The following is a 13,230-nucleotide window of genomic DNA, read 5'->3' as shown; positions in this document are numbered from 1 at the left end:
TTACGCGGTCAAGCGCGAAATCAGCCGGGTCAATATAACGACAGGCGGCTGGCCGGGCATGAAGACCTGCGGATTGGAGAGGGCGCCGACGATATGACCCACATAGTCCGATTTGTCGTAGCCGATTGACGATATCGGGTAGGCGTCGAAATTTGTCAGGGACACATTGTCGAAGCCATAGAGGCGGAAGCGGCTGGGCCGGTTGTCGGGGAAATCCGCCCGGCAGACATCCAGAACACCCATGGCCATCGCGTCGGACGTACAAAAGACCGCATCGGGACAGCCGCGTCCCGTCAGGCCGGCGGCTGCCGCATAGCCCGACTCGTAGGAATAGTCTCCCTGGACCGTCTGCAGCAGTTCAATTCCATGATGCCGGAACGCTTCGAGGTAGTGGCCGATGCGCAGCTGTTCGACGCGCGAGGACGAACGGCCGGTCAGTAGGCTGGCCGTGCGCACGCGCTTGGCCGCCGCATCCGCCACGGCCTCGGCGATGCCCACACCTTCATCGGGAATGACGGTGGGTGACAGATCGTCATGCAGTCCGTTCAGCATGATGACCAGGTCCGAGCGAAACAAGCGCCGCACCGTCGCTGCATCGGCAAAGTCGGAGAACACCACGGCGGCATCGACATGATAGGCAACGCCGTTGCGCAGAAAATCCTCGACCCCTTCCGCCGAGCCGATGCGGATGAGGATGACCTGCTTGCCGATCGACTGGATTGCGTCGAGCAGCCGGTCGAACAGGTCGAGATCTGAAAGGTCGTGAATGTGGTTGACCACGACGGCAACCAGATTGACGGTCTTGGTGGTCAGGCTTTGCGCCAGGAGATTGGGTTTGTAGCCGAGCTGCGCGGCGGCCTGCACGACACGTTCGCGTTTGTCCGCCGAGACCGGTCGCGGTCCGCTCGACAGCGCACGGCTGGCCGCGGCACGCGACACGCCTGCCAGCCGCGCGACGTCGGCGATCGTTGCGACGGCGCCTCGAGTGTGCGCCGATCGGTTGCCGGTAATGGGTGTCACCACAGCGGGTTGAGCGCCGGCGGGTTGGAGTCCGGCCCCCACCACTTCTTGTAGGTCGTCTCGTAGGTGCCCGACTGGATGAAGTCGGACACGAACATGTCGAGCCAGCGGACGAATTCGGGATCGCCCTTGACGACGGCGATGCCGATCGGATCGTTGGAATAGAGGCCTGGCAGCGTCACCAGGCTCGGTGTCTTGGTCGCGAGGTAATCGAGCAACGAGGAATCCTCGATCGCCGCATCGACGCGCTTCTGTTGCAGCTGCAGAACCCCGTCGGGCGCGAACTGGTCGACATAGACGAGCTCTGCTTCCGGCACGGCCGCCTTGAGGAAGGTTTCGCCCGTGGTGCCGCGGCCGACGACAACCTTCTTGCCGGCGAGCCCCTTGAGGTCGGTTATCCCGGCATCTTTCTGGACGATGACGCGCAGCCCGGCCCGGTTGTAGGGGATGGTGAAGTCGACGGTCTTGGCCCGCTCGAGCGTTGCAGAGGTGTTTGCGACCGCGACATCGATCTGTCCCGACACCAGCATGGAAATACGCGCATCGCCCGAGACGTCGACGAACTCGACCGGCACGCCGAGCTTTTGCGCCAGCAGCGTCGCGACATCGACATCGTAGCCGACAGGGTTGTTTTGTGCATCGCGAAAGCCGATCGGCTCGCCGCCGAGCGATACGCCGATGCGAATGGTGCCGCGTGAGCGGATGTCGTCAATCATGCCGGCAAGGGCTGGAAATGCCGAACCGGCCACGATGGCCAGCGCGGCGAAGGCACGCAGTACGGTTTTCATGGTTCCTCTCCTTATTTTCAAGTGACGCGTCTTGCCGCCCGCAATTCGGGTGCGGACATGGAATCCTTCCAGAGCCAGTAGCGGACCTCGCCCTCGCATCTGAAATTCACCACCTCGTGGTTCTGCTCGGCGTCGACGGCGTGGATGACCACTCCGGCCAGGAAGCCGGTGTCGAGTTCAGCCAGTTCCTCGACCGCCAGCGCGACCGCATCCGACAAGGATCGGCCAAGCTTCATGGCCAGCACGACGGTCCGTGCGGTGGCGCAGCGCATCGTCATCTCGCCGGTATGGGTGCACGCCGCCGCGCCATAGCGGCTGTCGGCGTAAAAGCCTGCGCCGGGAATGGGAGAATCGCCGAGCCGGCCCGGATATTTCCAGGCCCAGCCCGAGGTCGAAGTCGCGGCATGGATGCCGCGCCGCGCATCCGCCGACAGGAAGACGGTGGTGTCGCGGACGCGCTCGGGATCGGTGATAGTACGGCTGAGCGGCGCCAGATCGATATTGGGGAATTTCGCCAGCTGTTGCGGTGTGAGTTCCTGTTGCAGCCGCTCCCACCAGACGCGCCTGGAGTCCTCGAACAAGACTTTGTCTTCGGCAAAGCCGATTTCGCTGGCAAAGCGCTGCGCCCCTTCGCCGGTCAGTATCACATGCGGCAGGCGCTTCATCACCTGGTGCGCCAGGGCAGCGACCGCCAAGGTCCTTGGCACAGCGCCGACTGAACCGACCTCTCTTGTATTGCCATCCATGACGCCGGCGTCGAACTCCATCTCGCCCAGCATGTTCGGCCAGCCGCCATAGCCGACGCTTCGAACCTTGACCTCTTTCTCCACCATGCCGATGCCGGCAACCATCGCGTCCAGGCTGACGGCGCCATCGCGCAGCATTTGCACCGAGGTTTCGAATCCCGGCCATGCTTCGTTGTTGGCTAACAGCAGCATTCCTAGTCCTTGCGCATCTTGGAGAGAAACTGCGCAACCCGCGGCTGCGCCCGGCCGCCGTCCGCGGCGAAGAAACGATCCGTTGGCAGATCGACCACCAGCCTGCCCTTGTCGAGGAAGACGATGCGGTTGGAAATCTCGCGCGCGAATTCGATCTCGTGGGTGACGAACAGCATCGTCGTGCCTTGCGCGGCGAGCTTTGCCAGGATGGCCAGCACCTCGGAAGTCATTTCCGGGTCGAGCGCGCTGGTCACTTCATCGAGCAGCAGATAGCGCGGCTGCATGGCGAGCGCCCGGCAGATGCCGACACGCTGGCGCTGCCCGCCCGACAACTGCGCCGGGTAGGCGTTGGCCCGATCGGCGAGGCCGACGGACTCGAGCAGCTTGCGCGCCAGCGCCTCGGCCTCAGGGCGCGGCATCTTCAGCACCTCGATCGGGGCGAGCGTAATGTTCTGAAGCGCGCTCATATGCGGATAGAGGTTGAACAGCTGGAAGACGGTGCTTGAGCGCTTGCGCGCCTCGGCCAGCTCCTTCGGCTTGCTGACATCGAAATCGTCGACCGTGATGCGGCCCGACTTCAGCTTTTCGAGGCCGTTGATGCAACGGATCAGTGTCGACTTGCCGGACCCCGACGACCCGAGGATCGAGACCACTTCGCCGGGCGCGATCGTCAGGTCGACGCCGTCCAGCACAGTGACCTCGCCGAACGCTTTGTGCACGTTTTCGATCTTGAGCATGTTAAAGCCCCCGCCAGGCGCTGTGCGCCCGCAGGCGGTTTTCAAGACGCTCGCCAAGCAGGGCGACCAGCTTTGCCGCGCCATAGTAGAGCAGCCCGACGACGGTCCAGACCGCGAACGGCTTCAAGGTTCGCATGTTGAGGATGTGGCCAATCTTGGTCAGGTCGACGACGCCGATGACAGAAATCAGCGACGTCACCTGAAGCTGGTTGACCAGCAGCGCGACGAGCGGGCCGACCGCGAAGGCGGCAGCCTGGGGCGAAACGATATGGCGCAGGACCTGCCACCGGGTCAGGCCGAAGACACGCGCGGCCTCGACCTGCTCGCGTTCGATCGACTCGATCGCCGAGACCGCGATGACATAGACGAATGCCGCGGTGTTCGCCGACAGAGTGATGGTCGCTGCGGTGACCGGCGTCACCCTTATATGCAACAGCGCCGGCAGGCCGAAGAACACCAGGAACAGCTGCACCAACACCGGCGAGTTCTTCAACAGCTCCGACAGGAAGGTGACGACCTGGGCCAGAACCGGCACACGGTAGAACCGCACCAACGCCCAGCTCAGGCCAATCAGCAGTCCGATCAGAGAGGTGACGAGAAACAGCGCGACGTTGGTGCCGAGACCTTGCGCCAGCAGGATCAGGTCGTAGGAGGTGAAATCGCTGAACCGCATCAGCCGACCGCCTCCATCATGTCCCGATTGAGATGGCGGTGGAGCAGGGTGACGCCCAGCGAAACCAGATAAGTCAGGGCCGCATAGGCACAGAGCAGCACCACATAGACCTCGAAGGGCCGATAGGTCTGCGAGACCACGATCTGGGCTGAGCCGGTGAGCTCGTTGAGCGTGATGGTCGAGAGGATCGAGGACGTAAGGATCATGTTGATGAGCACGGATCCGAGCGGTCGCACGGAGGTGCGCAGCGCAATCGGCAGCACGATGCGGGTAAAGACCTTGCGCCTGGACAGGCCGCTCACTTCAGCGGCGTCGATGATGCCCTGGTCGATGGCGAGGATGCCGGCTCGAATGATGTCGGAGGCATAGGCGCCGCCGGCAATGGAAAGCGCCACGACGCCGGTGGTGAAGGCGTCGATGTAAATGCCGAGCTCGGGCAGGCCGTAATAGAAGAAGAACAGCTGGACGATGAACGGCACATTGCGGAAGAGATCGACGTAGACGAAGGCGATCCGTCGAAGCAGTGCCGAGGCGGAGGTGCGTGCGATCGCCACCAACGCGCCCATGACGACGCTTCCCACCAGCGACAGCGCGCAAGCCGCCGCCGTAAGTTCGGCGCCGCGCGCCAGAAAACCCAGATGCGGGAGCAGAATGGACAGATCGAAATGCACCGGCGGTCCCCAGTGAAACCGGTTTCACTCTTTTGGCTTTCGCCTCGTCTGTCAAGATGCAGGGTCTGGTTGCCGCCTGTGGCTTGCATTCGTTGCGATGATTCCGGTTCGCCTCATGCGCGCTATGTCTCAAGCGCCGGCAATTCGCCGCCGGCTTTCAGCTCGAGGACGCCGCCTATGCCAGCCGCGCGTCGCCGCAATCCCTCGGCCATGGCGGCTGGGGGCGGCGCCCTCGATTTTGCCGATCCCGGCGCCGGTGTCGGATTCGGCTACGTCACCAACCGCATGCTGGGTTTCGACGACGTCGATCCACGCCGCAAGGTGTTGATTGATGCCGTTTACGACGCGCTCTGACGTTGGGAGCCGTTATGCGCGGATGTTCCACATGGCGTCCGGCACAACCACCAGCTTGCCGACGAAATCCTTGGCGATGAAGTCGGCCTGCGCCTTGTGGAAATCGGACAGTTTGTAGACACCGGCGACCAGCGGCCGGATTTTCTTCGCTTCGATGTATCCAACGATGCGGCGGAAGTCGGCGCGCGTCCCCTGGCTCGATCCGTGCAGTTGCAGCTGCTTCAGATACATGGTCCGGAGATCGAGCTGCACAACCGGACCGGCAATCGCGCCGGCGGTGGTGTAGCGGCCTTCGGGCCTCAGGATGCGCAAGAGGTCGTTGAAGATCGCGCCGCCGACGAGATCGGCGACCACATCGATCGGCTGGCCGCCAGTGGCTTCATTCACGGCGGCGGGAAGATCGGCAACCCCACGGGTAATAACCGCTTCGGCGCCGATGTCGCGCACCGCCTGCTCCTTGCCCTTGCCGACGACGGCGTAGGGAATGGCGCCGCGCGCCCGCGCCAGCTGCACGATGCCGGAACCGACGCCGCCCGAGGCGCCGGTGACCAGCACGCGTTCGCCGGTTTTCAGCCCGGCGCGCTCCAGCATCTGCTCGCCGGTGAGGTAGGCGCAGCAGAAGGTGGCGAGTTCGACGTCGCTCATGTCAGTATCGACGACATGCGCATTCTCGCCCGGCACCGTCTGGTACTCGGCGTACCCGCCGTCGCGACCGTGGCCCATATAGTCGATGTCGGCGAGGGAATCGTCGTCGCGGTTGTAGATCGAAAAATCGACCATTACCCGTTCGCCGATACGGCCCGGGGAAACGCCTTCGCCGACGGCAGCGATGGTGCCGACCGTGTCGGTGCCCTGGATGCGCGGGAAGGTAAGCGTGTTGCCTTGCCGCCGCCATGTCGACACGGCGGCAGCGTCCTCCTCGGTTCCGTATGCGCCCTGGCGCACCCAGACATCGGTGTTGTTCATACCGCAGGCGCTGACCTTGACCAGCACTTCGCCGGCGGCAGGCACAGGCACTTTCACATCGGTGCGATAGACGAGCTTTTCCGGTCCGCCATGCCCGGTGAGCAGCACGGCGGCCATGGTGGCGGGGAGGGTCTTGGTCATGGCATTCATGGGTCGATCTCAGAGATTGGAAAACACGCTGTTGACGGCATCGGCGGTTTTCGAAACGACGATGTCGGCTTCCTCACGCGTCAAGCAGAGCGGCGGCGCGAAGCCTAGTATGTCGCCCTGCGGCATGGCGCGGCCGATGACGCCGCTGGCGGCAAGTGCTGTCGCCACTTGCGGCCCGATCTTGAGCGAGGCGTCGAAGAACACCCGGTCGTCCTTGTCGGCGACAAATTCGACTGCCGCCAGCATGCCATCGCCGCGCACGTCGCCGACATGTCTGTGGCCGCCGACAGCCTTGGCGAGTTCGGCGCGGAAATAGGCGCCGGTCTCGCGGGCATTTGTCACCAGGTCCATCTCGTCGATCAGTTCGAGATTGGCGACGCCGGCGGCAACGCAGATCGGGTGCGCCGCATAGGTCCAGCCATGGCCGAGCGAGCCAAGCTTGTCGGAGCCCTGCACCAGCACCTGCCACATCTTGTCGGCAACGATGACGCCCGACAGCGGTGCATAGGCCGAGGTCAGGCCCTTGGCGATGGTGATCAGGTCCGGCTTGATGCCGTAATGGTCGGAGCCGAACATGGTGCCCAGACGGCCAAAGCCCGTCACCACCTCGTCGGCGACCAGCAGCACGTCATATTTCTTCAGCACCGCCTGGATTTTCTCCCAGTAGCCGGCCGGCGGCGGCACGATGCCGCCAGTACCGAGGATCGGCTCGCCGATGAAGGCGGCGACGGTTTCGGGACCTTCGGCCAGGATCATCTCTTCCAGTCTGTCGGCGCAATGCTGCGAGAACTGCTCCTCGCTCATCGAGCGGTCGGCGCGGCGGAAATAGTAGGGCGCTTCGGTGTGCAGGACCGGCGCGCGCGGCAGGTCGAAGGCGTTGTGGAACAGGTCGAGCCCGGTCAGTGATCCCGTCATCACGCCCGAACCGTGATAGCCGCGCCAGCGCGAGATGATCTTCTTCTTCCCCGGCCGCCCAAGCACGTTGTTGTAGTACCAGATCAGCTTGATGTTGGTCTCGTTGGCATCCGAACCCGAGAGGCCGAAATAGACCCTCGACATGCCCTTCGGCGCGCGGTCGATGATCATCTTGGCCAGTGTGATCGAAGCCTCGGTGCCGTGGCCGACATAGGCGTGGTAATAGGCGAGGTTCTTCGCCTGGGTGGCGATGGCATCCGCGATCTTTTGGCGGCCATAGCCGACATTGACGCAATAGAGACCGGCAAAGGCATCGATGCTCTTCTTGCCATTGTTGTCCCAGACGGTGACGCCTTCACCGCCGGCCATGATGCGGGTCGGGCTCTCGCCCCGCGCATGCGTGCCCATATGGGTCGAAGGATGGAAGAAATGGTCGCGATCCCAGGCGTTGAGTTCGTTGGACTGGTCGAGCATTTTTTGACTCCTTGAGAGATGGCCGGACGGACTATGTGACGTCCAGACAGAGGTACTTCAGATCGGTGAAAGCTTCGAGCCCGTGGCGCGAGCCTTCGCGGCCGATGCCGGATTGCTTGACGCCGCCGAAGGGGATCGGCGCTCCGGTGATCTTGACGCGGTTGATGGCGACCATGCCGTAGTCGAGCGCGCGGCCCATACGTTGCTGGCGGGCGCCATTCTCGGTAACGACATAGGCGACGAGGCCATATTCTGTGGCGTTGGCACGGGCGATCACCTCGTCCTCACTGTCGAACGGCGTGACTGCGGCGACCGGCCCAAAGGTCTCCTCGCGCATGATCAGCGCTTCGTCGCTGACATCGGCCAGCAACGTCGGCTGGTAGAACAGCGGCCCGGCCTGATGCCGCTTGCCGCCGGTGAGGCAGCGCGCGCCATGGGCGACGGCATCGGCGACCTGTTCCTCGACCTTGGTCACGGCGCGCTCATGCATCAGCGGTCCGATATCGATCTTTTCGACAAGCCCATTGCCGGTCCGCAGCGCCTCGATGCGCTCGGCAAAGGCGGCGCAGAAGCGATCGTAGATCGGGCGCTGGACATAGATGCGGTTGGCGGCAAGGCAGTCCTGGCCTGACGTTGCAAACTTGGCATCGATGGCAATGCTCACTGCGTTGTCGACATCGGCGTCGGCAAAGACGATCAGCGGCGCATGGCCGCCAAGCTCCATCACCAGCCGCTTCATCGTCGGAGCACACTGTGCGGCGATCAACCGGCCGATCTCCGTCGAGCCGGTAAAACTCATGGCGCGGACGCGCGGGTCTTCGCACATGCGCCCGACGATCGTCGCTGCCTTGCCGGTGATGACGTTGAAGACACCGGCGGGCAGGCCGGCGCGCTCGCCGAGTTCAGCCAGCGCCAGCGCCGACAGCGGCGTCTCCGAGGATGGGTGTGCGACGATGGTGCAGCCGGCGGCGAGTGCGGCGGCCGCCTTGCGGGTCAGCATCGCCGCCGGAAAATTCCAGGGCGTGACGACGCCGACAACGCCGAGCGGCTCGCGCCTCACCATCATCTCGGCATTCGGCAGATGGCTGGTGACGCTCTCGGCGTTGAGGCGCTTTGCCTCTTCGGCATACCATTCGACGAAAGAGGCGGCATAGTCGATTTCGCCGAGCGATTCCTGCAGCGGCTTGCCTTGTTCCAAAGTCATCAGCAGGGCAAGGTCGTCTTTCGCCGCGATGATCAGCTCGAACCATTTTCGCAGAATTCTCGACCGCTCCTGCGGCAGCAGTGACCGCCAAGCCGGGAAGGCACGCGCGGCGGCACCGATTGCCCTTGTCGTTTGCTGCGCATCGAGCGCGGCGACAAACGCGACCGTCGCGCCTGTGGCCGGATCGGTGACTTCAAAGCTTTCGGCCGCTTCGCTCGCGGTCCAATGCCCATCGACATAGGCAAGCTCGCGCAGCAGCCGGCGGTCGGAGAGGCGGTCGAGCGCCTCATGGCGATGCGAGCGGGCAAAATGCGCGGACATGGTCGAGGCCTCCCGGTTCGGACGATGCGGGAAGACTATCCGTCACATGCAGACAGAGAGACTGTTTCGACGCCCTGAAGGAGAGAGACTCTCTCTATTGTGCCGTCCCGACAGACATTCTCTCCGGGCTTATGCCGACGCCGGCAGCAGGTCGGCTATCGGCAGCACGATTTCGTCCTTCACCGTCTTGGTGACGATGTAGGTGAAGTAGCGGTCGATGCCGATCTCGCGCTCCAGCAGGTCGTCGACCAGCCGCTGATAGGCGTCGATGTCGCGCGTCATCACCTTGACCACATAGTCGACGCCGCCGCCCACCGACCAGCAGGCGACGATTTCGGGGATGTCGCGGATGACGCGTTCGAAGCGGTCGAAATCGGCCTGGCGATGGCTGGCCAGCGTCACCTCCATCAACACGGTGGCGACCGGCGCCACCACGCGCATGGCGATCCTGGCGTGGTAGCCCGAGACGATGCCTGCCTTCTCCAGCTTGCGCAGCCGCATCCAGCACGGCGTCGGCGACAGCCCGACCTGTTCGGCCAGCGCCAGCTTGGTGATGCGCCCGTCGCGCTGGATGGCGTCGAGTATCCTCAGGTCGACCGCGTCGAGTTTCGATGTCATCGGCGTCCGCTTTTTGTCGGCATCACCATGACGGCGCATTATTTCGATTGTCAATTGCACTGATTTCGATCTCTATTAAGTCATGACATCATGGCAACCCGACCCTGCGCTCATCCGCCGGCCAGCCTATCAAACGCTGGCCGACCAGTTCGCCCGCGCCATTCATGACGGGCGGCTGGCCAACGGCGCGCGGCTTCCAACGCATCGAAGGCTGGCAGACGATTTAAAACTGTCGGTGCAGACGGTCAGCCGCGCCTACGAAGAACTGATCCGGCGCGGCCTGATTTCGGGCGAGATCGGCCGTGGCAGCTTTGTCCAGACGCAGCGCCGCGACCCGGAGCCGCCCTATCTGCCGGAGCGCCTCGGCGAGGTCATCGATCTGTCAATCCTGAAGCCGGTCTGCGAGCCGATGCATCTGGAGCGGCTGAAGCAGGCGCTGGGCTGGCTGGCCGAAAACCTGCCATCCAGTTCGGCGTTGTCGTTCCGGCCCAACATGGTGTTCCCGCGTCACCGCGCGGTGGCTGTCGAATGGCTGAAACTGTGTGGGCTCGACACCTCCGCACAGAATATCAGCCTGACCAATGGCGCGACCGCCGGGATGACCGTGGCGCTGATGAGCGTTGCGCCGCCGGGATCGGCTGTCGCCACCGAGGCTATCGGCCACCACACGCTGGTGCCGCTGGCGCGCTATCTCGGCTTCAACCTGGAAGGCCTGCCGATCGACGGCAATGGCCTGATCCCGGAGGCGCTGGACGAGGCCTGCCGGCTCACCGACATTCGCGCGGTATTCGTGCAACCGTCGGTGATCAACCCGACGGCGACGCTGATGGACGCTCGGCGGCGCGAAGAGATCGCCGCGGTCGCGCGCAAGCACGACATCGCCATCATCGAGAACGATGTGCTGGGTCCGCTGGTCGAGGACCGGCCGCCGCCGGTCGCCGCCTTTGCGCCGGAGCGCACGCTCTACGTCACTTCCTTCACCAAGATCACCGTACCTGGCCTGCGCATCGGCTATCTCGCTGCCCCCGACCGCTATGTCGCCGCCGTTGCCAACCGGCATCTGGTGTCGAACTGGATGGCGACGCCGCTGGTGGCCGAGATCGCCACCAAATGGGTGACCGACGGCACGGCGATGGAACTCGTTCGCTGGCAGCGCGCGGCATTGCGCCGCCGCCAGGACATCGCAGCCGAGGTGCTGGGCGGGGTTGGTTATCGCGCCAGGCGCGACGGGCTGCATGTCTGGTTGCAACTGCCCGCGGACCGTGCCGAGGAAAGCTTCGTCGCCCAGGCCCGCCTGCAAGGCGTGGCGATCGCGCCCGGCACCTCCTTCCGCATCTCGGATGCGCCTTGGCATCCGGCGGTGCGCATCTCGCTCGGCTCGACCACCGAGGGGGAACTGCGCGCCGGCCTCGGCGTTGTCACCAAGTTGCTGCTTGGCGATCCGGAGCATCTGCTGCTCGCAATCTAAGCGGGAATTGCTCTGGAATCATGCAGTGCCGGAAATATTGTCATGATTTTATTTTCCCAATTGACATGATTTGGCGCGTTCCGCATCGTTAAGGGCACAGGCTTCTCCAGCAGGGGAAATTCATTTGTCCTCACCCATCATCAAGGTCGACGCCATTTCGAAGAGCTTCGGCTCGTTCAAGGTACTGGACGGCCTGTCGATGCAGGTCATGCCCGGCGAGAAGCTGGCGCTGATCGGCCCGTCCGGCTCGGGCAAGACGACGATCCTGCGCATCCTGATGACGCTGGAGAAGATCGACGGCGGCCATATCCAGATCGATGGCGAGCAGCTCTACCACATGGAGCGCAACGGCCAGCTGCTGCCCGCCGACGAGCGGCACCTGACCAAGATGCGGCAGAAGATCGGCATGGTCTTCCAGCTGTTCAATCTGTTTCCGCACAAATGCGTCATGGATAACGTCACGCTGGCGCCGATGCTGACCAAGGGCACGCCTCGCGCCGCCGCTGAAAAGCGGGCCATGGAACTGCTCGACATGGTCGGCATGGCCGACAAGGCGAAGTCGATGCCGGCGCAGCTGTCCGGCGGCCAGAAGCAGCGCGTGGCGATTGCCCGTGCGCTGGCATTGTCGCCGAAGATCATGCTGTTCGACGAGGTGACGTCGGCCCTCGATCCGGAGCTGGTCGAGGAGGTGATGAATGTCATGCGCAAGCTCGCCGCAGAGACCGACATGACCATGCTGCTGGTCACCCACGAGATGGGCTTTGCCCACGACTTCGCCGACCGCGTGCTGTTCTTCGACCGCGGCAAGATCGTCGAAGAGGGCAAACCAGACGAGATTTTCCGCCATCCAAAGCAGGAGCGCACGCAAGGCTTCCTGAAGAAGATCATCGCGGCCGGACATCGTGTCTGACCGCTTTGCGGGGCGGAAGACCGCCCCAGACAAAACCAAGAAGACAACAAGGAGTTGGGAACAATGAAGAAACTTGGCATTCTGGCCGGCGTCGCCGGTCTCGCACTGACGGCGGTGCTCGCCGCGTCGAGCACCGGTTCGGCCGATGACAGCAAGCTCGAGCAATTGAAGGCGCAGGGCTTTGCCCGCGTCGCGATCGCCAACGAGCCGCCCTATACGGCGGTCGCCGCCGACGGCAAGGTTTCGGGTGCGGCGCCCGACGTGGCGCGCGAGGTCTTCAAGCGTCTCGGTGTTGCCGACATCGTCGCTTCGATCTCCGAATATGGCGCGATGATCCCCGGCCTGCAGGCCGGCCGCTTCGACGTCGTCACCGCCGGCCTGTTCATGAAGCCGGAGCGTTGCGCGGCGGTCGTCTATTCCGAGCCGGTGCTGTGCGACGCCGAGGCGATGCTGGTGAAGAAGGGCAATCCGAAGGGCTTCAAGAGCTACGAGGACGTCGCCAAGGACACGTCGGCCACCATCGGCGCGCCCGGTGGCGGCACCGAGGAGAAGCTGGCGCTCAACGCCGGCGTGCCGCGCGAGCGCGTCATCGTCGTGCCGGACGGCCAGAGTGGCCTGAAGATGCTGCAGGACGGCCGCATCGACGCCTATTCGCTGCCCGTCCTGTCGATCAACGACCTCGTCAAGAAAGCCAACGATCCGAACCTCGAAGTCATCGCCCCGGTGGTCGGCGCCCCGGTCTATTGCGACGGCGCCGCCTTCAAGAAAGGCGATGAGGCCCTGCGCGATGCCTTCGATGTCGAGCTCGCCAAGCTGAAGAAATCCGGCGAGTTCGCCAAGATCATCGAGCCCTACGGCTTCTCGGCCGCAGCCGCGATGTCGACCACGCGGGACAAGCTCTGCGCGGCGAAATAGGGCCGTTTTGCCTTCTCCCCGTTAACGGGGAGAAGGTGGCCCGAAGGGCCGGATGATGGGCGGCGCCAGGTTCTGAGAATTTAGCGCTGCCCCTCATCTGCCTGCCCG

At 63.9% G+C, this 13,230-nt stretch carries 14 protein-coding genes; 4 read left to right on the top strand and 10 right to left on the bottom strand.

Annotated features, from left to right (window positions below; all coding sequences use genetic code 11):
• From NKL06_RS08405 to NKL06_RS08380, 6 genes are read right to left on the bottom strand one after another with little or no spacing between them, the layout of a single operon-like run.
• Complete coding sequence (locus NKL06_RS08405) at window positions 1-1,023, bottom strand: LacI family DNA-binding transcriptional regulator (protein ID WP_023692245.1); 1,023 nt, start codon at window positions 1,021-1,023, stop codon at window positions 1-3.
• A complete protein-coding gene (locus tag NKL06_RS08400) occupies window positions 1,017-1,808 on the bottom strand; it encodes a transporter substrate-binding domain-containing protein (protein WP_023692244.1) in 792 nt (263 codons plus the stop codon). The genes NKL06_RS08405 and NKL06_RS08400 overlap by 7 nt, the downstream gene beginning before the upstream one ends.
• Before the next feature lie 17 nt (window positions 1,809-1,825).
• On the bottom strand, window positions 1,826-2,746 hold the full coding sequence (locus NKL06_RS08395) for an isoaspartyl peptidase/L-asparaginase (protein WP_023807550.1): 921 nt from the start codon (window positions 2,744-2,746) through the stop codon (window positions 1,826-1,828).
• 2 nt (window positions 2,747-2,748) lie between these two features.
• Window positions 2,749-3,483: an amino acid ABC transporter ATP-binding protein gene (locus NKL06_RS08390; protein ID WP_023692243.1), complete on the bottom strand. Its 735-nt coding sequence runs from the start codon at window positions 3,481-3,483 to the stop codon at window positions 2,749-2,751.
• 1 nt (window position 3,484) lies between these two features.
• Window positions 3,485-4,156, bottom strand: a complete 672-nt coding sequence (locus NKL06_RS08385; protein WP_023692242.1) for an amino acid ABC transporter permease — start codon at window positions 4,154-4,156, stop codon at window positions 3,485-3,487.
• On the bottom strand, window positions 4,156-4,827 hold the full coding sequence (locus NKL06_RS08380) for an amino acid ABC transporter permease (RefSeq protein ID WP_023807549.1): 672 nt from the start codon (window positions 4,825-4,827) through the stop codon (window positions 4,156-4,158). Before NKL06_RS08380 ends, NKL06_RS08385 begins: the two co-directional genes overlap by 1 nt.
• A 177-nt stretch (window positions 4,828-5,004) precedes the next feature.
• Here NKL06_RS08380 and NKL06_RS08375 point away from each other — a divergent pair, with 177 nt between their 5' ends.
• Window positions 5,005-5,181 carry a hypothetical protein gene (locus NKL06_RS08375; RefSeq protein WP_023692240.1) on the top strand — a complete coding sequence of 59 codons (177 nt, stop codon included), beginning with the start codon at window positions 5,005-5,007 and terminating at the stop codon, window positions 5,179-5,181.
• Window positions 5,182-5,193: 12 nt separating this feature from the next.
• On the opposite strand, the gene NKL06_RS08370 is transcribed toward NKL06_RS08375, so the two are convergent.
• The 4 genes from NKL06_RS08370 to NKL06_RS08355 all read right to left on the bottom strand — a co-directional run bounded on the left by NKL06_RS08370 (window position 5,194) and on the right by NKL06_RS08355 (window position 9,829).
• Entirely contained in the window at window positions 5,194-6,297 is a 1,104-nt protein-coding gene (locus NKL06_RS08370; protein ID WP_023692239.1) for an alcohol dehydrogenase family protein, read from the bottom strand.
• Between the two features lie 9 nt (window positions 6,298-6,306).
• Window positions 6,307-7,686: an aspartate aminotransferase family protein gene (locus NKL06_RS08365; RefSeq protein ID WP_023692238.1), complete on the bottom strand. Its 1,380-nt coding sequence runs from the start codon at window positions 7,684-7,686 to the stop codon at window positions 6,307-6,309.
• A 31-nt stretch (window positions 7,687-7,717) separates the two neighbouring features.
• Window positions 7,718-9,211, bottom strand: coding sequence for an NAD-dependent succinate-semialdehyde dehydrogenase (locus NKL06_RS08360; RefSeq protein ID WP_023686965.1), 1,494 nt, complete (start codon window positions 9,209-9,211; stop codon window positions 7,718-7,720).
• Window positions 9,212-9,340: 129 nt separating this feature from the next.
• On the bottom strand, window positions 9,341-9,829 hold the full coding sequence (locus tag NKL06_RS08355) for an Lrp/AsnC family transcriptional regulator (RefSeq protein WP_023686966.1): 489 nt from the start codon (window positions 9,827-9,829) through the stop codon (window positions 9,341-9,343).
• An 82-nt stretch (window positions 9,830-9,911) separates the two neighbouring features.
• On the opposite strand from NKL06_RS08355, the gene ehuR reads away from it, so the two are divergent.
• The 3 genes from ehuR (at window position 9,912) to ehuB (ending at window position 13,122) form a co-directional block, all read left to right on the top strand.
• Window positions 9,912-11,297, top strand: a complete 1,386-nt coding sequence (gene ehuR / locus NKL06_RS08350; protein ID WP_023692237.1) for a MocR-like ectoine utilization transcription factor EhuR — start codon at window positions 9,912-9,914, stop codon at window positions 11,295-11,297.
• A 124-nt stretch (window positions 11,298-11,421) separates the two neighbouring features.
• Window positions 11,422-12,207 (top strand): ectoine/hydroxyectoine ABC transporter ATP-binding protein EhuA, encoded by a 786-nt coding sequence (ehuA, locus tag NKL06_RS08345; protein WP_023682675.1) that lies wholly within the window; start codon window positions 11,422-11,424, stop codon window positions 12,205-12,207.
• A gap of 63 nt (window positions 12,208-12,270) precedes the next feature.
• Complete coding sequence (gene ehuB / locus NKL06_RS08340) at window positions 12,271-13,122, top strand: ectoine/hydroxyectoine ABC transporter substrate-binding protein EhuB (RefSeq protein ID WP_023682674.1); 852 nt, start codon at window positions 12,271-12,273, stop codon at window positions 13,120-13,122.
• The last annotated feature ends 108 nt before the right edge of the window (window positions 13,123-13,230 follow it).

The organism is Mesorhizobium sp. C268A (genome assembly GCF_040324475.1).
Lineage (GTDB): Bacteria > Pseudomonadota > Alphaproteobacteria > Rhizobiales > Rhizobiaceae > Mesorhizobium.
Note: the sequence above shows the minus strand (reverse complement) of the source record. Positions and strands in the feature narration are given on the sequence as shown.